This is a genomic window from Aquiflexum lacus (genome assembly GCF_015476655.1).
Taxonomy (GTDB): domain Bacteria; phylum Bacteroidota; class Bacteroidia; order Cytophagales; family Cyclobacteriaceae; genus Aquiflexum; species Aquiflexum lacus.
Map to the genome: position 1 here is coordinate 1 of NZ_JABFHF010000048.1, position 24386 is coordinate 24386.

The following is a 24386-nucleotide window of genomic DNA, read 5'->3' on the forward strand; positions in this document are numbered from 1 at the left end:
GAAACACTGACTATATTTGAAAAACAAAAGTGTCAACCATTTTCAGGACGAGACAAGGGGTACTTCCCAAGTGGGGGGGGGGTACTTCGGAAGTACCCCCCCCCACTTCAAAGGTGAACTCACTCACCTTTTTACCTACCCAGTTCACCTTTTTGGTGAACTGACTCACCTTTTTGGTCCACAAGTTCGTCTCCGGGGAGAACTCTCTCGCCTTTTTACCGAACTCACTGACCTTTTTGGTGAATTGTCAGTGTTCGGCAGTGGGTCGATGGGTAATTTTGATCAGACTTGGCAGGTTTTGGAAATCTGTCAGGTCTCCTAGGTAATCCCCAAAGAATGCGCTGAAGGTAATTTTTCCTTTGATATTTAAGTAATTGAAATATTTCTGCAATCTTTGAGTCCGAATACCTCATGGGTGGGTAATACCAGTATTTCCTGATATAAAAATAAAGGATGCTTGTATTTTAACATCTAATAAATTGTAAATGGGGGATTTCATAAGATATGACACTATTACTCATTTACCTTTTCATTGCTCTTTTTACTTCCTTTTTATGTTCGATAATGGAAGCTGTGCTATTATCTGTTCCTCTTTCATTTTTAAAATCAAAATCCGAAAACGGAGACAAAAGTGCAGATGCCATGATTGCGCTTAAGGAAGATATTGATAAACCCTTATCTGCGATTTTGTCATTAAATACTGTAGCGCATACAGTGGGGGCAGCAGGTGTTGGCGCTCAGGCTACGATTGTTTTTGGGGAAGCTTCTTTTGGGATTGTATCAGCAGTTCTGACCATTTTGATTTTGGTCCTAACCGAAATAATACCAAAAACGCTTGGGGCAAATTACAGTAAGGAGTTAGTAGCAATCAGCTCAAAAATTATCAAAGGAATGGTTTTCTTTACCTATCCATTGGTTTGGATGTCTTCCATTTTGACAAAAATGCTGTCAAGGGAAAAATCAGAACTTACTACAAGTCGGGAAGAGATTTCCGCATTGGCCAGTATTGGTACGCAAGAAGGGATTTTTGCAGATAAAGAAAATAAAATCATCCAAAATCTGATTAAACTCAAGAGTCTAAAAATAAAAGAAGTAATGACCCCAAGAATTGTCGTGGTCACCGCCAATGAAGATATGACCTTACAGGAATTTTTGAAGAATAAAGAGTTCTTGCACTTTTCCAGGATTCCAATCTTCCAGGATAACAAAGACAATATCACGGGTTATATTTTTAGGGAATTGGTTTTTGAGAAATTAGCGGAAGATCAGTTTGATTTAAGGTTAAAAGACATCAAACGGGACATCATAACATTTACAGAGGACATTACCTTATTTGACGCTTGGGAAGAATTGCTTCAAAAAAAGGAACATATATCATTGATAATGGACGAATATGGTGGGATGGACGGTATTACAACCTTGGAAGATATCATTGAAACGTTGCTTGGTTTTGAGATTGTTGATGAGAAAGATAAAGTAGAAGATATGCAGCAATTTGCCATGAAAAGATGGCAGGAGAAACAAAAGAAATATGAATTTTTAAAAAATGCGAAATAGCGATAGTGGTTATCCGCTTCTTTGCCAGTAACATGTAGCTATTTCGTTGAATTCTCGCCAACAAGCATTTTTTTCAGAAGGATGTCCGATGACAGATGTTATCCCATTTCTGTCATTTAAGCTTCATTAGTTTTGATTTGGACATTTACTTTTAAGCCTCCCAGGCTGAGCGTTCTATCCGGTTTATTAGTCGGTAACTGCTCAATTATAAATCCTTTACTATTCCGTGATTTTTTTGTGATAACTCATGGTCAATTTTGATCAAATCAAAATCAAACTTATTATGAGAAAAGTAATTCTATTTCTAGCTGTGGTCATCTTTGCGGCATGTTCCGAAGACACAGATCCAATTATCATCGATTCTGCACTACCAAACGGTACCCTTACAGCACAGCGCTCGGGAACTTTCACAGACCAAAACGGCGCAGGAAGTGCGGGAACGGCTTCGATCGGGTCAGACAGTCAAGGAACTGTGTTTTTGGCATTCAATAGTGCTTTCAGGACGGCTTTGGGAACAGGAACTGTAACAGTGTACCTGTCTACTTCCGATACATTTACCCCTGATCCGGCAAATGGCAATCCCAATTTATTGTTGGTCGGTCCTGTTAGAAATGCAGGGGAAAACTTCTTTAGGATACCGCCTGGAACAGATTTAGGAAAGTATTCCCATGTGATCCTATGGTGTGGATCGGTTGGGATTCCTTTTGGAAATGCAAGGTTGCAATAATTAACCAAAGGCCCGGCGTAACAGGGATACTTAACTCTCCAATCATGAAAAACATAAAATTCTTCCAGATTTTGGCATTGGTGTTTGTTGTCCAAGAAGTCAGTGGTCAGAGCGGCTGGACCAAATCAAAAGGAGAAGGTTTTTTCCAGACCTCATTTTCTACTTTCAATTCCAAAGATTACTTTACCCTTGATGGAGAAAAGTTGGTTACCAACAGGTTTCACCAGCAAAGCATTGTCTTTTATGGGGAATATGGGGTAACAGACAAATTCACCATCATTACCAATTTGCCTTTGCAGAACTTCAATGGTTTTGAAACTACCGAGACTGTTTCTGGCCTTGGAGACCTGAGAGTAGAATTCAAACATGCTTTGTTGAAAAAATATTTTCCATTAGCCATCAGCGTCGCTCCCGAAATCCCAACAGGTAAGGCCAATAATTTTGCAAACAGCACGGTTAATGATTTTGAAAGAATCAATCTTCCAAGTGGCGATGGCGAATTCAACGTCTGGACTACTTTGGCAACTTCGTTTGCATTGGGGGATTTCCCATTTTACGGATCCCTATATGGGTCTTACAATTACAGGACACAATATGATGGGATTTCATTCAGTGATCAGATTGCTGTTGGGGTGGAATTAGGCTATAAGATTGCTGATATGGTTTGGTTCAATGTGCGGATGAATGGCCTGACCGCTGTTGATGAAATTACCGAAGTGACAGATTTTGTAAGGGGTGACGGCACAGAATACACCAGCTACAGTTTAGGTCTCAGTGCTCCTGTCTATAAGGATTTCCACTTAAGTCTTACCTACCGCAATTTCAATGACCTCCTGTTCCAAAGAAAAAACATCTACTCTGCAGGAGTCTTTGGAATTGGTGTCTTTTATAACCTTAAACCTCCTACAAAATGAATGACATCAATAAAATATTAGACTATACCTCAGAAAAAAGCACCTATCCCAATGGTTTGATGTTTCTGCCATTCAAAAAACTGGGGAAATTCCAAACCCTTTACCATCAGGGGGAATTGGCAAACAAGCTTTTCCTGGTCAAAAGCGGTTCTGTGAAACTTTGTGAATTAGTTGTGTCCGGTAATCAGGTTATCCATGACATCAAGACTGAAGGACAAATATTCGGAGAATGGGATGCCTTATTCCATCCTGATGTGCATTATAATAAGTCTGCCATTGCACTTTCTGATGCTACCGAAATCCATTATATCAAGCTCTCGGAATTCAATTTTGACAATGTTCCCAACTTGGTTACGGGTATTTCAAACCTTGTTTTGGAAGATTTCAAAAATATAAAACTCCGGCACCAAAGGCTATTAAACAACAATGCCGCTTATCGTATCAAAGAAACGCTCCTAAACCTTGCCCAAAAAGCAGGTCAGAAATTTGGAGATGAAACTTTGCTGAAAATATGGCTGTCTCACGATGACATTGCAAAACTTGCGGATACCAGCCGGCAAACAGTGACAGTAGTCATGAATGAACTTAAAAACAAAAAGAAAATCATTTATTCAAGGGACCGGATTCTGTTCAGAAGCCTGTCAAATTTCCACAATTAAACCAATTCAAGATGAAAAATTCAAATATAATTTTAGTTTTTATAATAGGATTTCTGTTGTCCTGCGATAACATGTCGGAAGAAATTCCTATGGATGATCCTGTCTTGGTCACCGGTCCACTAGAAGTGCTCAAGAGCGGCGCCTTATCAAATCAGAGTGGAGCAGGGACCAGGGGAACCGTTCAACTTGTAAAAGATCAGGCGGGAAAATTTTATATTTCCCTGAGTGAAAATTTCACGACAAAGTTTTCCACAGGTACGGTCACTGTCTACCTATCTACCTCTTCTTCATTGAGATTAAATGAAAGTGGAAGTTTTCAGTTGTTGGGATTGGCAAATAGACCCGGTGCACATTTCTATGAACTTCAAGGCAATAAAGACGAAAAGTTTACTCACACGATCATCTGGTGTGGAGCAGCTGCCATTCCTTTTGGAAATGCCCTACTGGAATAACGTTTTGTTTGGTTTGTTTATTTGTCAAAATGGGGGATGAGGATTCATCTCCCTTTTTTGTTTATTTCAATCGGGGGTTTAATTAATTGGCCTGCATCGGATCAAGTTCAAAGACAAATTCGGTAAAAGTGGAAGAATCTGAAAAGACCTGGATGTTTGAATTGTGGACTTCCAATATCTTTTTGACAATTGCCAAACCCAAACCGGAGCCTTCAATTCCTTTTTTGTCCCTATCGACCATATAATACCGCTCAAAGAGTAAATCCAAATCTTTCTGGGGTATTCCCGAACCTGTATTTTTGATACTCACACAGACTTTGTAGGTGGTTTCGCAATAAAAAGCTTTGAGGGTTATCTTTCCGTTTTCGGGAGCATATTTGACAGCGTTGTCAATGAGGTTTTGGATTACCCTATCCAATAAATACAGGTCTGCTTCCACCACAGGAAGTGAAGGAGAAATGTCTGCGATAAGGTCTATTTTTTTGGCTTTGGCCAAAAGTTCAAACTTAAGGCAAGCGTCAAAAAGCAATTCCTGAATCCGGAAAGGCTCTAATTTCAACTGCATCTGACCCGATTCAAGTTTGGACAACTCAAATAAATCCGCTACGAGTTTGGTGAGGCGGTCTGAGGAATCAGAGATGATTTTCAGGTATTGCTCCCTTTCAGATTCAGTGATCTGATCACCCTTGATCATCATGGTCTCGACATATCCGTTGATCACGGCCAATGGATTACGGAGATCATGGGATACATTGGCGATCAATTCCCGCCTTAGACTATCCACTTTTTTGAGTTCGTCCATATTATGAAGAATATTGTCCGCCATGTTGTTGAATGTAGAGGCAAGTAATGAAAGTTCAGAGTTGGTCTTCATTTCGGGAATCCTTACTTGAAGGTCTCCATCTTTAAACTTACTTACCGTTTTGACTATTTCTCGGAGGTTTTTGGTAAGAAGTGCAGTCAGGATAAATCCTATCAATAAGGCAACAACCATGGTTACCAGAAAGGATTCCAAAGTCAATTTAAGCCAATAACTCCCCAATAGACCTGCTGCCACCTCCTCAAATTTTTCACTTGCCAAGGTGATATACACATATCCTAGAAGTTTTCCATCTTCGATAACTGAAGTGGCCGAGAAAATAGTCTGATAGCCATTTGCCCTGGGGTCATCTCCTAAAATAAACTTAGCTCCTCGTGTTTCTATAAATTCTTTTACAGGATTGATATCGACCCTTTTAAGTTTGACCTTGGAGTCTAATACCACAAAAGACAGTATCTCCCCATCAGGATCTAGGAGAAACACTTCAATACTTGGATTGACGGCCATCATGGAATGCATGATTACACCCAAGGCTTCCTCATTTACCTCTCCGTTTTTGAACGGGGGAGCTTCTTTGACCAGGTATTCAGCGACTGAGGCATTCAGTTTTTGGGTAGTTTCCAGAAAATAGTTTTTAGAAGCAATGGTTGTGATCAGGATGTAGGTAAAGCCCACTACCATCATCACGAGGGTAAAAACCAAAGAAATTCTCCAATATAGACTTTTCATACAATCAAATTTTTATTGTCAAAAGGGTTTTACCATTCGTCATTAAAGCGATAGCCGATGCCCCAGGTGGTCAGGATAAAATTTGGATTATTGGCATCAATCTCGATTTTTGACCTCAGGCGGTTGATATGGGCATTGACGGTATGTTCATAGCCACTGAAGTCATATCCCCAGATCAGTTCCAAAAGCTCCGACCTGCTGTAACTCCTGCCCGGACTTCTGGCCAATAGCATCAGCAGGTCAAATTCTTTGGGAGTCAGGTCAATTCTCTTTTGGTTTAATAGAACTTTTCTCCTTTTTTCATCTATCTCCAGGTTTTCAAACTTTACGGCATCCTCATTTTTATTCCTCAAAAGAATAAATTGGTCCTGTCTTCTCATTATGGCTTTTACCCTCGCAATAAATTCCCTGATTTTGAAAGGCTTGGTGATGTAATCATCAGCACCGGATTCCAATCCCATCACTTTATCAATTTCTTCGGATTTGGCTGTGATCATCAGGATAGGGGTGAAATTATCCAATGCCCTGAGCTTTTGACAAATGCTTATGCCATCCATCTCTGGAAGCATGATGTCTAGGATTATCAGGTCAAACAAACCCGAGGAAGCTAGTTCATACCCAAGCCGGCCATTATTCGAAATCTGGATCTGGTATCCCAAGTCCTTGAGGTGAATCTGAATCAATTGGCTGATATTTGGGTCATCTTCGACTACCAGTACCTTTTTCATAATTGGCTTGTTGTAAATACCAATAAAAGTAAATCGAAATATTCACGAAAGTATCACGAAAGGAAACGAAGGTGTTTTTCTTCCCATTAATTATCAAAGACAAAAAAGAATCTGTCGGTTTTAAACAAAAGAAGTCCATAAACAAGGAGCTAGTTTGCTACATATATTTGGCCTGCAGGTAGGCCCATCCGGTTTATAATTTCCTCTATTGATTTCCTTTTCCCATGGATTCACTTAAGGCTCCGCCCCGATGGACAGGTATTGAAAAGTTCGATCTTTCCATGGTCAAAATTTCCTGACCATTTATTTGAGAAGTAAATTTTATTTTTTGTAATTTTGTTTCGAATTATAGAACTATTCTAAAGTTGATTAATTATCCATGCGCATAATTACCTTTAAAAGGATCAAAGAATTTTCCGAAAAACATGCAGATGCTGAAATGCCTTTGCGCTTTTGGTATTCAGTATCAAGTAAAAAAGAATGGGAATCATTCAATGATATTAAAAAAGATTTTAACGCTGTAGATTATGTTGGCAATCACAGATTTGTATTTAATATCAAGGGGAATACTTATCGACTGATCACCATCATTTCATTCAATGCTAAGAAAATTTATATCAGGTTTATTGGCACCCATGCAGAATATGACAAAATAAAAGACATCCAAAATATCTAAGCCATGATCAAAACTGAAAAAGAATATAATGCGATTATCGAAAGGATTGAAGAACTGCTTTCCAATCCCGAAAATATAGAAAATCAGGATGCAAAAGGGTACATGGAATTAAACCTGCTATCCGCTATGGTTGCGGATTATGAGGAAACTTTTCATCCTATTCTACCACCGACTCTTTCTGATATTATCAAGATTAGAATGAATGAAAGAGGTCTCAACCAAAAAAATCTCTCAGAATTACTTGGAGTAAGCACCTCAAGAATCAGTGAATACTTAAATGGAAAAAGTGAACCCACTTTAAAAATAGCAAGGGAGATAAGCCGCAAATTGGATATTGATGCCTCTATTGTCTTGGGTGTTTGATTTGGAAAAAAATTTAAATGCCTGTTAAATAGTTCCCAACCGAAGACTACTAATGAAAGTGAAATTTATCCTAAATTATCAATTGCCTCCTGCTTTAGCTGGAGAAAAAAAGCATCCCAATCTCCCCGGGCTTTAGCCAAACCAATACCCTCTCTATAATTCCTGCCTCTCTTTTTTGGCTAAAGCCAATATGTATTTATAAATTTATTTGTGAATGGGCTAAAGCCGCATTCCTATTGATCGTCATAATTCGATTCTGATCAGGATGACTCCTGCCTGACGTAGGTTTGGTTAGTTGGAAGTAATTCCTCTTTCTGTAAATGCAAATTTCTACTACTCAAAGAGACATTGAGAACTTCGTTCCAACTATACACATTTTATCAGGTCAATAGGTCCCATAGCTTTATTTCATGGGTTCGATGAATTCATAAAAAAAACCTCAGCCCGACAAGGCCTGAGGTTTCTTCTGGAGGGATAATCAATATTATTTGACTTCCTCAAGGGTATTGGAAATCAATAATTTCAAATGATCCTTATGGGCTTTGGAGGATAGATTCCCACCGGCATTGTTTGCTTTGCCCTTGATATAATTCAGGTTATACAAGGCTGCTGATTTAGCCAGGTGGTTGTACCTGTTGCTTGTATTTCCTGAAACCATGCCTTTGAGGGTATTCACATACTCCATCTGCAGGTTCTGTCTGAAGGAATTGACATTGCCATTGATATCCGCATCGAAGATGGCTTTGGTCAGGTCGTTCATGTATGTTGCCAGGTTGTATTCATTGCCATACAATTCCGAATCCACCATTCTCTGTAGTGTGTTTGGATGGGTCAAATGAGCCAGTACATTTTTCTGTGATCTCAATACCTGCTGATGGATTTTAGGATCCTCCGGTCCTGAGAAAAAGTCAAAACCTCTCCTCTGCCTTGCCAGGTAATTGATCAGGTCATTGGGGATATCATAGGCGTTGGGTGCAAACATATATTTGCTCAATGCAGTCATTGCCCTTTTTTGATCCGCAAGGCTTACAGGAGTGTAAGGTTGTGTTGCGCCTTCCTGACCTGCCATCGCCCGATCTACATATACACCACCAATAAACCTGGACATGACGCCCCCTGCTGTGCTATACTGATTCATCAATACACCGTAAGCCTGTACAAGTTCCTGATAAGATTCGCCGTCTTTGGTGTATTTCTCTTTGATTTCTTTCATGAGGTTTTTGGAGGTCTCCATCATGTGGATTGAATAACCAATCTGATCATTGGAAAGGTCACCGATCATTACTCTTGGATCAATGGCTTTGCCCGGTGATCTCATATCATCGGCATCATTGCCGAAGGTAAGTTCCGGTTGGGTGGATTTGGCCAAAATTGCATTCAATTCATTTTCATTCTCTACAGGCATATATCCAAATTCAATAGCCCAAACATCATAAGGACCTATTGTGGTGGTAAAGTAATGACTCTGGGTTTCTTTGTCAGGAGAAAGGTTTATCGCCAGATAATCCATAACCGAACCTGTTAAAGCTTTTCCCTCAATAAAGTTTTTGTCTGCCAATTGTGCTGGTGAATACAATTGAGAAGCTTTCATATTATGGTTCAGTCCCAAAGTATGGCCAACCTCATGCATCAGGAGTTCTGTCATGGCTTCCATTTTCATGCCTTCCATTTCAAGATCGGAAGCACCGCTTGCACGTAAAAATGCCTGACCAAACATCATGTTATTCTGTAAATGCGATCCTACAGTACAAAAATGTCCATTATGCCAGGTGCCATTTTCGATTTCCGAAGTAGTTTCCTCACCGAATAGCCTGTCATAAACCACTCTATTGGTATGGTAGACAAACTCCAACATGATATCAGAACCTAAAATCTGTCCGGTTCTAGGATTGACGAAACTCGGTCCATACCCACCAAATGGAGGATTGGGTGAACTTGTCCATCTCAACACATTGTAGCGGATATCGCCTGCATCCCAATCTGCATCATCCGGTTGGATCATCACTTGAACAGCATTTTTAAACCCTGCTTTTTCAAAAGCCTTATTCCATTCCAATACCGCGTTCATGATCGTCGGTCTCCATTCAAGCGGTGTTGAATTCTCAATCCACCATACTATCGGTTCGATTGGTTCGGATATAGCTGCATTTGGATCTTTTTTCCTCAAATCCCAACGATGAATCAAATCCCTGTAGGGTGTCGGACTGCTTGAAGTCATATCAGTGACTTTAGTGGTAAAATAACCAACCCTTGGATCGTCAAATCGTGGTTCGTATCCGCTGTCCGGTAATTCTATTAAGGAGTGATATACTTTAATGGATACGTTCCTACCATCAGTTACAGCGGAAGAACCTCCATTAAGAACAGAAGGATTGGAATACACATATTCTACTGCCAAATCAGTATTTTTTTCATAATTCCTGACCGCAAGCACTTTTGTTTTTTCACTGTCCAGATTTCCTAATTTAAATGAGGTAGGAGACTCTCCCGGAAAAGGAGGTCTTTTTATTCTTGAAAAAGTTTCTCTTAAAAATAAATTGTCTGCTTTGATCAGAATAAGACCCTTTTCTGGATCATCAAATTCAATTTTGGCACTTGCCATAATTCCGGGGCTGATATTGGCATCGGCAGAACGGCTAAGCGGATTTTCTGGATCAAAGTAGTAGGAGGTATTTTGACTGACGAATTCTACGCGGTTGAAATACCTTTCAATTTTGAAAATTTTATTTTCCCCATAGGAGCCGCGAAAGTTCCCCGCTTCAGTCACTCCATCTCCTACTTGTGAAAAGTACAGGTATTCATTGCCCAATTGTTCTTTGCTGATGAGCATTTTCAATTCGCCGCTCGTGGTGTCCTGATAGAAAGTAAAAAGACCTTCAAACTTTTTATGGCCTTTGACCACATCTTCCATTTTTTTCTTTTCGGGCTTTTTCTCAGGTGCAGGGGCAGCTGCCGCTGTGGTTTCTGCTTTTTTCTTTTTCCTTTGTGCCTGTACTTCATGCACAGATCCAAATCCTATAGCCAGCATCAATGTGGCTGAAAGGATATATAGCTTCGTTGGTTTAATCATTGTTCTCTATTATTGAAATTTCTTTGAAATATACAAATACTTTTTAGAGGAGTGTAATTGAATTTTGTTAAAATCCCTTAATGTCTATTTCAAGTTGGATGTTAATTTTAAAGGACGGGAGACCGAAGACCGAAGTTTCGGACTTATATCTTTGGCAGAATTTGATTGACAAAATAGCAATAGGCTCTTGAGGATTATTAGTATCATTTGGGATACTTATAATACCCATATATGATAAGAATGTTTGGTCGAAATCAGCCAAATAATTCTTTCTGATTCAAATTTGATACCCCTTTGCACTTCACGAAGAATAAAAAAAACATGCCACTCCAATTTTTAATTTGGGATGGCATGTCTTATTAATCTAAGTTGTTAAAAATAAAGGACTAAAAACCCAATTCTTCCGTCTTCGGTCTTCCGTCTCGTAACCTCACTTCTTCTCCAACTCAGCTTTCATCTCCTCAATATTCAAAATGTTTGAAATCTGGGACTTCTCAATTTCTCTGAATTTTGTAAGCTGAATATCGATTTGTCTGGTTATTTCTACCCTTACTTCCTCTGCCCCATCCGTTGGCCTGAATTCTCCGGTTCCGACAATGGAATTCAGGTGCGCCAGCTTATTGTTCAACCTGATCGGATAATTCAATGGATCCTGACCACTCCTGTTTTGGGTTTGATAAAGCTCTTTTTCAATGTCTGAAATGGCATTCACAATAGGTTCTATCCTTCTTTTTTGTCTTGGATTTTTTTGAACTATGGTATCGAGTTCAGCCTTGTATTTTCTGATCAGCGTAATTGTTTCATGGGTCTCAGTCAGCTTATCCCTGACTTTGAGCAGAAAATCATACTGTGCCTGCAGGTCCTCCTGAGTAGCATCATATCTCAAATCCGGCAATACTTTAAAACTCTGATCCTGTGATTGCCCATCTACAATCAACCTAACCATGTAATTTCCTGGGACTACTTTTGGCCCTCTCAATGGTCCTGACCACATGATCATTCCTTCAAATCCTTTGGCATCAGGTATCCTTAAATTCCAATTAAATTCGTTTGAACCTGTTTTGTGTTTCAAAGTATCATTTTCAATTCCCTTCGAGGAAAATTCCTTGATGAGGTTTTTTTGATTATCATAAAATTCTAACCTGACCTCTTCCTTGGGCTCCTCTTTCAGGTGATAATAAACCAAAACTCCTCCCGGCCTATTGGTCCCGGCTGTCTTGGATTCTCTTCTTACGCCGTCCAATCGATAGGAATCCTGTGGCCTGAATAAGTGAAAGGGTTTATTCCCGATATTTTCTGACAATTGATGGATGACAGTTAGGTCATCAATGATCCAGAAACTTCTTCCCTGGGTTGCCGCGATCAGGTTGTTTTCCTTAATGGTCAGGTCAGTGATCGGAACAATTGGCAGGTTCAACTGAAATGGCTGCCAAGATCCGCCATCATTGAAAGAAATGTACATGCCCGTTTCGGTACCGGCATACAGAATTCCTTTTTTTGCCGGATCTGCACGGACTACTCTGGTAAAATGCTGGGCATCAATTCCATCAACAATCTTCGCCCATGACTTTCCATAATCAGTAGTTTTGTACAAATAAGGAGCAAAGTCGCCGTTCTTATAAGAAGTTGCAGCTAAATATAATCCTCCTTCTTCAAAAGGATGTCCTTCCATGCTGTTGATCTGAATCCACTCAGGAAGATCATTTGGGGTAACGTTTTCCCAGGTTTTTCCATTGTCTACAGAAACATGGACAAGCCCATCATCCGATCCGGCCCAAAGCACACCTTTTTTCAAAGGAGATTCTGTGGCAGCGAAAATGGTACTATAATATTCTACTGATGTATTGTCTTTGGTAATCGGACCACCTGAAGGCCCCAATTTTTCCTTGGCATTTCTGGTCAGATCAGGGCTGAAGGTCTCCCAAGTCTGTCCCCCGTTTGTTGACCTGTGAAATTGGTTGGAAGTGGTGTACAGTACCTTCGGATCATGTGGGGAAAAGAAGATCGGGAAATTCCACTGAAAACGGTATTTCATTCCCTCTGCACCATGGCCCATTGGGTTGTCAGGATAGACATTCACATTTCTTCTCGCACCTGTCCTATGGTTGAGCATCTGAAGCAATCCACCATAGTTACCACCGTAAACTACGTCATTATCTGTAGGATCTACAGCCAACCAACCACTTTCACTGCCAGCACTTACTTGCCAATCATTTTCTGTAATTCCGGCACCCTCATTTCTATGGTTGATACGCATGGTGGAATTGTCCTGCTGTGCGCCATAGATTCTGTAAGGAAAATGATTATCAGTAGTCACCCTGTAAAATTGTGAGGTGGGTTGGTTCATGTAAGTTGACCAAGACTCACCACCATCAAAGGATACTTGCGCACCACCATCATCAGCGATGATCATTCTTTGGTTGTCATTCGGGTCAATCCAGAGATCATGATGATCACCATGAGGTGCATTGGATCCTTTGAAGGTCTTTCCACCATCGGTTGATTTATGATAGCTTACATTCATGACATATACTGTACTGTCACTTTGGGTGTCGGCATATATTCTGGTATAATACCATGCCCTTTGTCTAAGATTTCTGTCTTCGTTGGTTTTTTCCCAAGTATCTCCACCATCATCTGACCTGAAAACACCCCCGTTCAGGTTTTCGATGATTGCCCAAAGTCTGTTGGAATTTAATGGAGAAACAGTGATACCCATGATGCCTAAAGTTCCTTCCGGTAAGCCTTCATTTCGGGAGATTTCTTTCCAATTTTCACCACCATCCGTACTCTTGAACATCTTGGAATTTTCTCCGCCGCTTTCAAGGCTGTAAGGAGTCCTCTTGATATCCCAAGTCGTTGCGTACAGGATATCCGGATTTTTTGGGTCAAGAATCAGATCAACGGCTCCGGCCACTTGACTTGCAAAAAGCTTCCTGTCCCATGTCTTTCCACCATCTATTGATTTGTACACACCGCGCATTTCAGTAGGTTTGAATATATCCCCTAAAATGGCAGCGTAAACAATGTTAGGATTTGTCGGGTGAATCCTAATTCTGGAAATAAAACGGGATTCCTCCATTCCTAGGTGTTCCCAGGTTTTTCCGGCATCGGTACTTTTCCATATTCCATACCCATAGGAAACATTTCCTCTGACGGTTTTTTCCCCTCCTCCTACAAAAATGATATTGGGATCAGAATCGGCCACTGCTACGGCCCCTATGGATCCTCCAAAGAACCCATCTGAAATATTGCCCCAGGTTTTGCCGCCATCGGTGGTTTTCCATACACCTCCGCCGGTGGCACCAAAATAAAATGTATTTCTTTCGGATGCTACTCCAGCTACTGCCGCGGCTCTTCCCCCTCTATGAGGACCTACCATTCGCCATTGTACTGCATCATAAATTTTTTCATTGTAGGTCTGGGACCAGCCTTCCTTTTGAAAACCAAAGGAAAAGAACAGTCCAAAAACCAAGATCAAGCGTATTGTATTTTTCATAGCATGAAGTTTAGATTTGCGTAATGAAATTTAAGGCTAATACAGCTGAATTAATTGAAAAAAGTGACCATTGGAGTTTATTTGGTCTAAAGCAAAAAAGGCCTTCCGAATTCGGAAGGCCTTTTTATAATTGTAATGATGTATTATGCTTGGGCAGACACTATACTTACATAGGACTTGCCGTCATATTTCTTTTTGAATTCAACCTTACCATCAGACAATGCAAATAATGTATGGTCTTTACCAACACCTACATTTTCGCCAGGGTGATGCTTGGTTCCTCTTTGTCTAACAATGATATTTCCGGCAATTACTGCCTCGCCACCGAATTTTTTAACACCCAGTCTTTTACTATGAGATTCTCTTCCGTTTCTGGAACTACCGACACCTTTCTTGTGAGCCATAATTTTATACGTTTAGGATTTCGAAGAAATCTTATATAGAAATATTTTCGATTAATACTTTTGTAAAGTCCTGTCTGTGACCATTTTTCTTTTTGTAACCTTTTCTTCTTTTCTTTTTGAAGACGATTACTTTGTCACCCTTTACATGATCAAGAATTTTTCCTGATACCTTGGCACCTGATAATGTAGGTGCCCCTATTGATATTGTACCGTTGTCATCTGCCAACAATACCTCATCAAACTCCACGGAAGCGCCAGATTCGCCCTGCAACTTAGGTGCATAAACAAACTGATCTTTAGTTACTTTGAACTGCTTTCCTGCGATGTTAACAATTGCGTACATATATGTTTTAATGCTTTAGGAAATTGAGGTGCAAATATAAATATTGTTTTTGGAAGAAAAAAATATACCTGGAAATCAAACTATAAAACAATCCTAATCAATGATCTAGCCTAATTCAAGGACTCTTTTTTAGCTACACTTATGGCTAAAAATAATTTGACCAGTGGTCAAAAAACAACTCATGAATCATTCAAAAATATTTTTTCTGTCTTATGAAAAAAAGTTTTAATGGCCCTTAGTGAACACATTAATTAAATCTATACTTTAATTAAAATATCATAACTATCTATTTTATAATTATTTAAATTATATTTGACCAAAGGTCAAAAAACGAACATTTTAGACGTTTAGAGGGTTTTATTTTTCAGAATAGTTCATCATATTTGTTGAAGGCTGTTCTGAATCGACGGCCTTTTCTATCCAGTATCATAAGTAAAGACTTGAAGCCTTCAACAATCACACGAAGATTCACGCAAAAAACCAACATTATAATGCAAAATCAAGAACCAATCCTTCAAGAAAACAAAAACAGATTCGTTTTATTCCCCATTCAGCACGACGACATATGGCAGTATTATAAAAAGGCCGAGGCTAGTTTTTGGACTGCAGAAGAAATTGATTTAAGTCAGGATTTAAAAGACTGGAAAAACCTGAATGATGGAGAAAGACATTTTATTTCCCACGTTTTGGCATTTTTCGCAGCAAGTGATGGCATAGTTAATGAAAATCTGGCCGAACACTTTGTAGCTGAAGTACAATATACAGAAGCCAAATTCTTTTATGGCTTTCAGATTGCCATGGAAAATATTCATTCCGAAACATATAGCCTTCTTATCGACACTTACATCAAGGACAATATGGAGAGGGACAAGCTTTTGAATGCTATCGAACACATTGACTGTGTAAAAAAGAAAGCTGAATGGGCACTTAGATGGATTGACAACGGAAATTTTCAGGAAAGATTGGTTGCTTTCGCTGCTGTGGAAGGAATCTTCTTCTCAGGGTCTTTCTGTTCTATTTTTTGGTTAAAGAAAAGAGGTCTGATGCCCGGATTGACTTTTTCAAACGAATTAATATCAAGAGACGAAGGGCTACATTGTGATTTTGCATGTCATCTCTATACAGAACATGTAGTGCAGCCTTTACCAAAAGAAACGGTGACTGCCATTATCAAGGATGCTGTTGATATAGAAAAAGAATTTGTCACTGATGCTTTGCCCGTAAAACTGATAGGCATGAATTCAGATCTCATGTGCCAATATATTGAATTTGTTGCCGACAGGCTTTTGGTTGAATTGGGTTGTGCTAAAGTTTGGAACAGCACCAATCCGTTTGACTTTATGGATATGATCTCCCTTCAGGGCAAAACCAACTTCTTTGAAAAAAGAGTGGGTGACTACCAGAAAGCAGGAGTCATGAAATCCAAAGAATTGGTTGAGTCACCTAAATTCTCCATAGGTGAAGATTTCTAAGTACAATTTATTCCCCACCAACCCAAAATCCATTTGAAAATATGCTTGTAATAAAAAGAGACGGTCGACGCGAATCAGTGAGATTCGATAAGATCACCACAAGAATTGAAAATCTCTGCTATAACCTTGATGGCAGGTACATCCATCCAATCGAGGTTGCCAAGAAAGTCATTGACGGTCTTTATGATGGTGTCACTACCACAGAACTGGACAACCTAGCAGCGGAAGTATGTGCTTCTTTAACCGTACAGCATCCTGATTATGCTGTATTGGCGGCAAGGATTGCCACATCAAACCTGCACAAAACTACTTCCCAGTCCTTTTCCAATACCATGAAAAGGCTGTATACTTACATCAATCCCAATACAGGTGCCAATGCAGCTTTAATAGCATCTGATGTCTATGGAGTAGTGAAAAAACATGCTGCTAAACTTGATGAAGCAATAGACTATAATAGAGATTTTGATTATGATTACTTCGGATTCAAAACCCTGGAAAGAAGTTACCTGATCAGATTGGATGGGAAAGTTGTCGAACGACCTCAGCACATGTTGATGAGGGTAGCTGTAGGTATTCATAAAGAGGATATTGATGCGGCCATTGAGACCTACCACCTATTGTCTCAGAAATGGTTTACCCATGCCACTCCTACCCTTTTCAATGCCGGAACCCCAAAACCGCAGCTTTCTTCCTGTTTCCTATTAACAATGAAAGATGATAGCATTGATGGGATTTATGATACGCTGAAGCAGTGTGCCAAAATTTCACAATCCGCTGGAGGAATCGGCTTGTCCATACATCATATAAGGGCAAAAGGAAGCTACATCAAAGGCACAAACGGAGTTTCGAATGGAATAGTGCCCATGTTGAGAAACTTTGACATGACAGCCCGCTATGTAGATCAGGGCGGTGGTAAAAGAAAAGGAAGCTTTGCCATCTACCTGGAACCGTGGCATGCAGATGTCAAAGATTTTCTGGAGTTGAAGAGAAACCATGGTAAGGAAGAAATGCGGGCAAGGGATTTGTTCTATGCCATGTGGATTCCGGATTTGTTCATGAAACGTGTTGAGCAAAATGACGAGTGGTCTCTTTTCTGCCCTAACGAAGCACCAGGATTGTCCGACTGTCATGGTGAGGAATTTGAGAGATTGTATGAAAAATACGAGAGGGAAGGAAAAGCAAGGGAAACCATCAAAGCACAGGATCTTTGGTTTGAAATCCTTGAATCTCAAATCGAGACAGGTACGCCTTACATGTTGTACAAGGATTCTGCCAATAAGAAGTCCAATCAACAAAACCTAGGTACGATCAAGTCTTCGAATCTTTGCACGGAGATCATAGAATACACCGCTCCTGACGAAGTAGCAGTATGTAACCTAGCTTCGATCGCCCTACCTAAGTACGTGGTGACTGGAAGTGATGGAAAAAAATACTTTGACCATCAGAAATTATACGAAATCACCAAAGTAGCTACCCGCAACCTGAACAAGGTAATTGATGTCAATTTTTATCCTGTTGAGGAAGCAAGAAAATCCAACTTCCGCCACAGGCCAATCGGATTGGGTGTACAAGGTTTAGCAGATACCTTTATCATGCTCAGGATGCCTTTTGATTCAGAAGAAGCCAAAGGACTCAATGAAGATATTTTTGAGACCATCTACTACGCTTCCATGGAGACTTCAATGGAATTGGCCAAAGTAGAGGGTACTTATGAAACTTATGAGGGTTCACCTGCATCCAAAGGGATCTTCCAATTTGATATGTGGGGTGTCACTCCGAAATCCGGAAGATGGGCTTGGGATGAATTGAAAGAGAAAGTAAAGAAATTCGGCATTAGAAACTCGCTATTGGTAGCACCCATGCCTACTGCCTCTACTTCCCAGATTTTGGGTAACAATGAATGTTTTGAGCCTTACACTTCTAACATTTATACCAGAAGAACTCTATCCGGTGAATTTATAGTGGTCAACAAGCACCTGATGAAAGATTTGATTCATTTGGGATTGTGGAATGATGCCATGAAAAACAGGCTGATCGCTGCCAACGGATCTGTGAAAAATATCCCTGGTATTCCTCAGAACATCAAAGACATCTATAAAACAGTTTGGGAAATATCTCAGAAAATTGTCATAGACATGTCTGCTGATAGAGGTGCATATATCTGTCAATCACAGAGTATGAATGTCTTTATGCAGGATCCGAATTTTGGAAAACTTACTTCTATGCATTTCTATGCTTGGAAAAAAGGTCTCAAAACGGGTATGTACTATCTCAGGTCACAAGCTGCAACCGCAGCGATTCAGTTTACAGTGGACAAATCCGCTAGGGATGCAGAGAAAGCAGTCCAAGCAGCCCCTGCACTGGAAAAATCAAAAAATCAAGATGCCATCGCATGTTCATTGGATAATCCTGATGATTGCGAAATGTGCGGAAGTTAAAAATTATTTTAGAGTTCGTTTGATGGAAAAAAGCGCTTGACAATGTCAGGCGCTTTTTTATTATATTTCTATTGAATTTAAAAACCTCAATCTCATGGTACTTACAGCATCTCAAATTCAGGATTCCTTGAAAATGCTCAAAGATGACACAAAACCCCTATTTGGTAAAATGACTGCACAACATATGGTAGAGCATTTGACCATAACGCTCAAGTTATCTATTGGCAAAATAAAATACCCAACCTTTACTCCAAGTGAAAGGGCACTTATTGCCAAAAAAAATCTCTTGTTTACGGAGCTGGAAATGGGAATGGGCATTACGCCACCTAATGATACAGGCGAACTTTATCCCTTAAAACATCCTGATCTGGAAAAAGCCAAAGAAGCACTTCTACAGGCTTGGGAAGAATATATTACCTATTATGAACAACATGATGGTGCATCCGAAGTCCATCCCAGGTTCGGACACCTCAATAAGGAGGAATGGGACAGATTTCACTACAAACACAGCATGCACCATTTCAAGCAATTCGGAGTTTGGTTGAGTAACAATAAAAGTTGATCTAGCCAGAAAAAATAAGGGTTCAGGACTATTTGTTTTTTGTCTTACGTCTTGTGTCTTACGTCTTGATTCTTGATTCTTGATTCTTGCGTCTTATGTGTTGCATCTTACGTCTTAAGATTAACAATCCTACCAAACATTCCTTCTTTCTGAATTCTCCAGGAACTTTTCAAACTTCTCCTTGAATTCTTCATGCTTGTATTTTCCATCTACGGCTTCACCCTGACCCATCTCTGCCGTGTTGACCAATTCAAAATAGGCTTGGGGAAATTCGTCTGAATACATTTTGGGAAGCACTTCCACTTTGGATAGCCCCATGTACACTGTAAATAATAGAAAAAGGGATATTAGGACGATGGACCTGTCCTTATTCCCAACGATAACTGCAATAGAGGTGGCTTTCTCAGACCCATAATTCATTTGCTTTTTCTTAAAAGAAACTACGGCGAAAAGTATCAGTAAAACAAAGGCAAGAATCCCGAAAACTTCAGAAAAAACAGGCAAGAATGGAATTATTGTCATGGATAAGATATACAAAATCAAACTTGTGTAAAAACAAAAAACCAGCAAAGCCAATACCTTATTTTTCTTACTGATTTCTTTGAATAGCTGAACTGCTTTTACACCATAAACAGCCATTAATAGGCCACCTGCTAATCCAAATAATAATTCGACCAATTCAAAATGAATATAATACACCCTTAAACCCAGGATAATTGAAATGGTAATCAATCCTATCAGTTCGCAAATAACCAGGTAATCAATTTTTGATTTATTCCTAAAAACATAAACCAACTGGGTAACAAACAACAAACCGAAAATAAAGGCAACCAACCCCATAATTTTGAACCCGTAGCTGTTCTGTGCCATGGAAGCAAATGCACCCATCACCAAAAGGACAAATAGCAGGTAATAATATGTAATGTATTTCTTCATCAGTTTATCAAGAAATTATAATATGTTTCAGTCCATTCCAGAAAATTGTCCAATTCTTTCCAGCGACTATCAGCGGATTCCAGTTCCTTTCTTTTGGAAGCTTCCAACAAAATCAAGCCTCTGCATTGCAAATCCTGAGACTCTGTAAGGTTGTTTGGGATTGCCATCAATGCCCTGTAATAATTACCTTCTCTTGCCAATCCAGAGACCAATTGATATACTGCTTCAAATTTCCTTTGCTCAGGAATATCCCTCAAAATTTCGCGGGCAAGGCTATTGATCCTTTGACTGCCAATGGTGGATAGTACATTGATGAAGTAGGGTCTGCTATCCAATGAGGGAAATAGAATATTAAAATCCAAGTTTGCTGTTTTGGCAGAAACAGAATCCAAAAAAACAAAAGCCCGGGGATCGGAATTACTCTTATAGGCTCTTTTGGCCATCGCTATATAAGGGAAAGCTTTTTCAGCCTCACCTGGAAATCTTTCCGCCAATTCAACAGATTCCTTAATCTTCCCATACTGCACCAAATTGGCCGAAAGCTGGGTCATCATGTTGAGAAAGAAGTTTTTTTCCACATATTCATATTTATTGGAAGATCTTGAAATTGCCTGTTGATCGAATTTTCGATAATATTCAAATCCTTTCGTCGTATCTGCCCTATCAAATGCCCTGTTTGCTAAAATCAGATAAAACAGATTTTTATCGACCTCTTCTCCTTTTGGATGTTCTTCCATAAATCTCACCACATGACTTATCGTTTCATCTGACAGTGGATAATCGTTGTTATCTGTACCTGGAGGAGGAAATGCCTTAATTTCAAATGCTTTGGCAATCCAGAAGTGGATACTCTGTAAATCATCCCCCGTTGTGAACATTTTTGACAGCAGCCCTTTTCTATCCATGTACTGATAGAACATATCTGAATGGTAGTTCCAACTGAACCAACCATCCCGGTAATCGGGATAAATAAACAATTCCTTTCTGGAAGGCTGTGTGGTTCTAACCCCATCATTATAATATGGGATAGTTGAAGCTATTTTTTCTTCTAAAAAGTTGGCGTCTAACTTCGAATAGTATTCAAACGCAGTGTCCAACCAAGAATCTAACAAATCCTGTTTGATTTCCAATTGACGGTCAAACCAATATTTATGGGTAAAAACAGCCTTTCTTTTGGTATTGATGGCCAATTGATAATTGCGTTCTGAGGGGTCTTTGATCTGATTGATATATAATTCATAATCCTCACTCATCTGGTCATAAACATATCGGTCTGAAAAGAATAGATTAGGGTAAATATAACCACGGTAAGACCTTAAGGCCTGAGGTTCAAGATTAGCACCAACATATAAATGTGAAATATACCCTGAACGGATTACAGTGTTTCTGTAAACCGTTATTTCAGGGTTGTCAAAGGTATTGGTGGCAATCCATTTCACTAACCTTGGCGCTAAATCCCTAAACTTATATTGGTATAAATACCCCAAAATATTTTGGTGGTTATTGAATACCCTTCCCAATTCAAAGTACTCTCTTTGGCCATTATTAAGTAATTGTTGAAAAGCCCACTCCACCCCTTCGATATCTCCTTTACCAGCATAAAGTGATGCCAAAGTGTGATACCCATTGTTAAAATCAGTTGGCTGTCTTCCATTGGGTTCAAAACTTCCCTTTGGATAATATCGAGAGAAAGCATTTCTCCCCTTCTCACTTTCAGCAGGCGAAATGGTCTGAAGAACTTCATTAATCTCATCCAAAGAAACTTTGCCATTGGTAAGCCAAAGCTGAATGGCCAAATTAAGTTCAAAGGGGATAGACGGACTAAACTGCCCTGTTCCTTTATAGAAATCAACTACTCGATTCTTATTGCTTTCTGTTAAATCTGATATGATTTTTTCATTCTCTATGGAGGGGCTGTAATAGTTATCCCTCATCAGAATAAGTAAAAACCTATTTGTCTGTGCCAAAATATAATCTGATTCAATTGCTGCATCAGGTGATTGAAGATCCTTATAGATGAAATCCACAAGCAAACCCTTGATAGGATCTTCAATATGCTTATCGACGTAAATCAAAAATTTATAAGTATCAATGGCCTGAGAAATTCTGTCTTTCTGATTCATAGAAGTCAAGAAGGAAGTCAAGTAACCAGATCCAAACCGTTCCTCTGCAAGCAGATAAATCGCTTTATTTTGATTATTTACCTCCGGACTGTTCAGAAATATCAGGGACTCCTTTCTGGTACGTTCAATGACCCGTTCGTTAGCTTTCTGTTCTGCATCATACCAATAAAACCCACTTAATACGACCATCACCAAGATAGCAAAAAAAGTACCTATCCTTTGGGGACCATACTTCATAAAAGTCCTCGTAAAAAATACATTTCTACTGCTTCGTTTCAGAAACTCCTGGATTTCAGTCAGAAGATTTTGAGCTTCCTTCGTCCTTATTTCATCATTTTCTTTGATCTCAGAATACCTTTTGATCCAACCCACATTCGGTTTACATTCCTCATACCAGTTTTCAAAAAAGGACAAGGGCCCGATCGGAAGTAAAAAATCCCTACTTTTTCCATTGTCCTTCCAACGATCCAATTGCTTTTTAAAATCCAGATAGGTGCTGTAAAACTCAAATTCCTGATTGGCCCAAGCATTGAGTTTATTCCAATTTCTGATCAAACTTTCATGGGTAATATCCAAAACTGTTTCATCTTGTAAGATGTGGGTTTCAGGATCTTCTGTCTTGAACGGTCTGATAAATGAATTACCTTCCTCCCTGAAAATATTCAGAACTCCACCCACAACCTTGGAATTAAGATTAGGGGTATTGATGATTTCAGTTAACTCCCTCAGACTAATCCGATTTCTCACTGCCCTACTATTGTCAATTTTTGTAAGTCCGCTAAAAGTCAATGCAATCATACGCTTGGCTTCTTGCTGGGAAATGGGATTTTCAGGATTTGTCTTATTGTAATATTCCCATTCATTTTCATATAAAATACTGGCATGGATTTCAATAACCTTACTTAAACCGGTCTGATGATAATATACCCGCTGATGTTCCGGTAAAGTTTTGAACCATTGCAGAAATATTTTTTGATCATTTTCCGGTAATTCATTAGCAGCCATCCCCCCGACTTTTGCATAATGAATGAGGTCCATTTCCTCAGACCCACTATCTGCAGCCAGCCATATCTGAGTCAAGGCATGCTGCAAAATAGGGAGTTGATCCAAGCCTTCTGACAGATCATAAACCAACCTTTCAATCAACCTTTGGGAAATCCTGTTTCCACTCAATATCGCAGGTTCCTCTACGACCTGTTTTAGATCTTTTCGTTTTAATCGAGGCACGAAAAACTGTGAAAAACCAATATATTCCGGAAGTCCTCTGAATGCAGAGCACTGACCAATATAATCTGAACGCATGGTACAGACCACATACACGGGTATGTTCTTTTTGAGGGCAATCCTTGCAGTTTCCAAAATCAGATTCACTACAATTTGCGAGTCCTGAGAAGGGGCTTCCTTGTAGAAGTTTTCCGGATTGGTGAAAAATTCCTCAAACTGATCCACAATGATCATCAGATTGGCAGATTTTCTCTTCCGTTTTCTTTGTTCTGTTTCCTCTAATTGCTGCCACTTTTCATCCGACTCATCGATATAAAAATTCGAATTGGTGTAGAGATCAATCAGGGAAGAAAATCCTCTTCTCAATTCAGTTTCAACTGTGGGATCAAGAATATTGAATTTATCTGCAATGGCTGAGGCCATATTTTTTACTGGACTGCGCTCAGGACGGAAGTCAGCAACCACCCAATTGGTATATTTCGCTTTAAAGAAGCCCGCACGGGCATTGGGAATCAACCCGGCATAAATCAAAGATGATTTCCCTTCACCTGATGCACCGGTCACCATCAGGAACTTATTCTGTTCCAACAAAGCAGTAAGCTGATCTATCTGATGATCTCTGCCTTTGAAATAAATGCTTTCATCCTCAGTAAATGACCTTAAACCGGTATATGGACAAATATTATTCAT

At 39.5% G+C, this 24386-nt stretch carries 19 protein-coding genes; 11 read left to right on the top strand and 8 right to left on the bottom strand.

Going from position 1 to position 24386, the window contains the following annotated elements:
• Positions 1 to 16 precede the first annotated feature (16 nt).
• The 6 genes from HMJ38_RS24345 (at position 17) to HMJ38_RS24370 (ending at position 4309) form a co-directional block, all read left to right on the top strand.
• Positions 17 to 322, top strand: coding sequence for a hypothetical protein (locus tag HMJ38_RS24345; RefSeq protein ID WP_194977057.1), 306 nt, complete (start codon positions 17 to 19; stop codon positions 320 to 322).
• Between the two features lie 182 nt (positions 323 to 504).
• Positions 505 to 1557 carry a CNNM domain-containing protein gene (locus HMJ38_RS24350; protein WP_194977058.1) on the top strand — a complete coding sequence of 351 codons (1053 nt, stop codon included), beginning with the start codon at positions 505 to 507 and terminating at the stop codon, positions 1555 to 1557.
• Between the two features lie 283 nt (positions 1558 to 1840).
• A complete protein-coding gene (locus tag HMJ38_RS24355) occupies positions 1841 to 2284 on the top strand; it encodes a DM13 domain-containing protein (protein WP_194977059.1) in 444 nt (147 codons plus the stop codon).
• A 44-nt stretch (positions 2285 to 2328) separates the two neighbouring features.
• Positions 2329 to 3198 carry a hypothetical protein gene (locus HMJ38_RS24360; protein ID WP_194977060.1) on the top strand — a complete coding sequence of 290 codons (870 nt, stop codon included), beginning with the start codon at positions 2329 to 2331 and terminating at the stop codon, positions 3196 to 3198.
• Positions 3195 to 3857, top strand: a complete 663-nt coding sequence (locus HMJ38_RS24365; protein WP_194977061.1) for a Crp/Fnr family transcriptional regulator — start codon at positions 3195 to 3197, stop codon at positions 3855 to 3857. The genes HMJ38_RS24360 and HMJ38_RS24365 overlap by 4 nt, the downstream gene beginning before the upstream one ends.
• A gap of 11 nt (positions 3858 to 3868) precedes the next feature.
• Positions 3869 to 4309, top strand: a complete 441-nt coding sequence (locus HMJ38_RS24370; RefSeq protein ID WP_194977062.1) for a DM13 domain-containing protein — start codon at positions 3869 to 3871, stop codon at positions 4307 to 4309.
• 82 nt (positions 4310 to 4391) lie between these two features.
• Here the strand turns inward: HMJ38_RS24370 and HMJ38_RS24375 are convergent, their stop codons facing one another.
• Positions 4392 to 5858, bottom strand: a complete 1467-nt coding sequence (locus HMJ38_RS24375) for a sensor histidine kinase (protein ID WP_194977063.1) — start codon at positions 5856 to 5858, stop codon at positions 4392 to 4394.
• A 29-nt stretch (positions 5859 to 5887) separates the two neighbouring features.
• Entirely contained in the window at positions 5888 to 6586 is a 699-nt protein-coding gene (locus tag HMJ38_RS24380) for a response regulator transcription factor (protein WP_194977064.1), read from the bottom strand.
• A gap of 379 nt (positions 6587 to 6965) precedes the next feature.
• On the opposite strand from HMJ38_RS24380, the gene HMJ38_RS24385 reads away from it, so the two are divergent.
• Positions 6966 to 7262 (top strand): type II toxin-antitoxin system HigB family toxin, encoded by a 297-nt coding sequence (locus HMJ38_RS24385; protein WP_194977065.1) that lies wholly within the window; start codon positions 6966 to 6968, stop codon positions 7260 to 7262.
• A 3-nt stretch (positions 7263 to 7265) separates the two neighbouring features.
• Positions 7266 to 7625 carry a helix-turn-helix domain-containing protein gene (locus HMJ38_RS24390; RefSeq protein ID WP_194977066.1) on the top strand — a complete coding sequence of 120 codons (360 nt, stop codon included), beginning with the start codon at positions 7266 to 7268 and terminating at the stop codon, positions 7623 to 7625.
• 484 nt (positions 7626 to 8109) lie between these two features.
• On the opposite strand, the gene HMJ38_RS24395 is transcribed toward HMJ38_RS24390, so the two are convergent.
• The 4 genes from HMJ38_RS24395 to rplU form a co-directional block, all read right to left on the bottom strand.
• Positions 8110 to 10695 (bottom strand): zinc-dependent metalloprotease, encoded by a 2586-nt coding sequence (locus tag HMJ38_RS24395; RefSeq protein ID WP_194977067.1) that lies wholly within the window; start codon positions 10693 to 10695, stop codon positions 8110 to 8112.
• Positions 10696 to 11125: 430 nt separating this feature from the next.
• Positions 11126 to 14194 carry a WD40/YVTN/BNR-like repeat-containing protein gene (locus tag HMJ38_RS24400; protein ID WP_194977068.1) on the bottom strand — a complete coding sequence of 1023 codons (3069 nt, stop codon included), beginning with the start codon at positions 14192 to 14194 and terminating at the stop codon, positions 11126 to 11128.
• A 143-nt stretch (positions 14195 to 14337) separates the two neighbouring features.
• A complete protein-coding gene (gene rpmA, locus HMJ38_RS24405; RefSeq protein ID WP_194977069.1) occupies positions 14338 to 14598 on the bottom strand; it encodes a 50S ribosomal protein L27 in 261 nt (86 codons plus the stop codon).
• A gap of 31 nt (positions 14599 to 14629) precedes the next feature.
• A complete protein-coding gene (gene rplU / locus HMJ38_RS24410; RefSeq protein ID WP_194977070.1) occupies positions 14630 to 14941 on the bottom strand; it encodes a 50S ribosomal protein L21 in 312 nt (103 codons plus the stop codon).
• Between the two features lie 491 nt (positions 14942 to 15432).
• Here rplU and HMJ38_RS24415 point away from each other — a divergent pair, with 491 nt between their 5' ends.
• The 3 genes from HMJ38_RS24415 to HMJ38_RS24425 all read left to right on the top strand — a co-directional run bounded on the left by HMJ38_RS24415 (position 15433) and on the right by HMJ38_RS24425 (position 19413).
• Positions 15433 to 16413, top strand: coding sequence for a ribonucleotide-diphosphate reductase subunit beta (locus HMJ38_RS24415; protein WP_194977071.1), 981 nt, complete (start codon positions 15433 to 15435; stop codon positions 16411 to 16413).
• Positions 16414 to 16454: 41 nt separating this feature from the next.
• Positions 16455 to 18851: a ribonucleoside-diphosphate reductase subunit alpha gene (locus HMJ38_RS24420; protein WP_194977072.1), complete on the top strand. Its 2397-nt coding sequence runs from the start codon at positions 16455 to 16457 to the stop codon at positions 18849 to 18851.
• Positions 18852 to 18945: 94 nt separating this feature from the next.
• Positions 18946 to 19413 (top strand): DUF1569 domain-containing protein, encoded by a 468-nt coding sequence (locus HMJ38_RS24425; protein ID WP_194977073.1) that lies wholly within the window; start codon positions 18946 to 18948, stop codon positions 19411 to 19413.
• A gap of 129 nt (positions 19414 to 19542) precedes the next feature.
• Here HMJ38_RS24425 and HMJ38_RS24430 read toward each other — a convergent pair whose 3' ends face one another.
• Together HMJ38_RS24430 and HMJ38_RS24435 are read right to left on the bottom strand one after the other, a co-directional pair.
• Positions 19543 to 20349 carry a hypothetical protein gene (locus HMJ38_RS24430; RefSeq protein WP_194977074.1) on the bottom strand — a complete coding sequence of 269 codons (807 nt, stop codon included), beginning with the start codon at positions 20347 to 20349 and terminating at the stop codon, positions 19543 to 19545.
• Entirely contained in the window at positions 20349 to 24386 is a 4038-nt protein-coding gene (locus HMJ38_RS24435; RefSeq protein ID WP_194977075.1) for an ATP-binding protein, read from the bottom strand. The genes HMJ38_RS24430 and HMJ38_RS24435 overlap by 1 nt, the downstream gene beginning before the upstream one ends.

Bases quoted from the DNA above. Each gene is read 5' to 3' on its own strand.
- HMJ38_RS24350 (WP_194977058.1), top strand. From the start codon at position 505: ATGACACTATTACTCATTTACCTTTTCATTGCTCTTTTTACTTCCTTT.
- HMJ38_RS24355 (WP_194977059.1), top strand. From the start codon at position 1,841: ATGAGAAAAGTAATTCTATTTCTAGCTGTGGTCATCTTTGCGGCATGT.
- HMJ38_RS24360 (WP_194977060.1), top strand. From the start codon at position 2,329: ATGAAAAACATAAAATTCTTCCAGATTTTGGCATTGGTGTTTGTTGTC.
- HMJ38_RS24365 (WP_194977061.1), top strand. From the start codon at position 3,195: ATGAATGACATCAATAAAATATTAGACTATACCTCAGAAAAAAGCACC.
- HMJ38_RS24370 (WP_194977062.1), top strand. From the start codon at position 3,869: ATGAAAAATTCAAATATAATTTTAGTTTTTATAATAGGATTTCTGTTG.
- HMJ38_RS24375 (WP_194977063.1), bottom strand. From the start codon at position 5,858: ATGAAAAGTCTATATTGGAGAATTTCTTTGGTTTTTACCCTCGTGATG.
- HMJ38_RS24380 (WP_194977064.1), bottom strand. From the start codon at position 6,586: ATGAAAAAGGTACTGGTAGTCGAAGATGACCCAAATATCAGCCAATTG.
- HMJ38_RS24385 (WP_194977065.1), top strand. From the start codon at position 6,966: ATGCGCATAATTACCTTTAAAAGGATCAAAGAATTTTCCGAAAAACAT.
- HMJ38_RS24390 (WP_194977066.1), top strand. From the start codon at position 7,266: ATGATCAAAACTGAAAAAGAATATAATGCGATTATCGAAAGGATTGAA.
- HMJ38_RS24395 (WP_194977067.1), bottom strand. From the start codon at position 10,695: ATGATTAAACCAACGAAGCTATATATCCTTTCAGCCACATTGATGCTG.
- HMJ38_RS24400 (WP_194977068.1), bottom strand. From the start codon at position 14,194: ATGAAAAATACAATACGCTTGATCTTGGTTTTTGGACTGTTCTTTTCC.
- rpmA (WP_194977069.1), bottom strand. From the start codon at position 14,598: ATGGCTCACAAGAAAGGTGTCGGTAGTTCCAGAAACGGAAGAGAATCT.
- rplU (WP_194977070.1), bottom strand. From the start codon at position 14,941: ATGTACGCAATTGTTAACATCGCAGGAAAGCAGTTCAAAGTAACTAAA.
- HMJ38_RS24415 (WP_194977071.1), top strand. From the start codon at position 15,433: ATGCAAAATCAAGAACCAATCCTTCAAGAAAACAAAAACAGATTCGTT.
- HMJ38_RS24420 (WP_194977072.1), top strand. From the start codon at position 16,455: ATGCTTGTAATAAAAAGAGACGGTCGACGCGAATCAGTGAGATTCGAT.
- HMJ38_RS24425 (WP_194977073.1), top strand. From the start codon at position 18,946: ATGGTACTTACAGCATCTCAAATTCAGGATTCCTTGAAAATGCTCAAA.
- HMJ38_RS24430 (WP_194977074.1), bottom strand. From the start codon at position 20,349: ATGAAGAAATACATTACATATTATTACCTGCTATTTGTCCTTTTGGTG.
- HMJ38_RS24435 (WP_194977075.1), bottom strand. From the start codon at position 24,386: ATGAATAATATTTGTCCATATACCGGTTTAAGGTCATTTACTGAGGAT.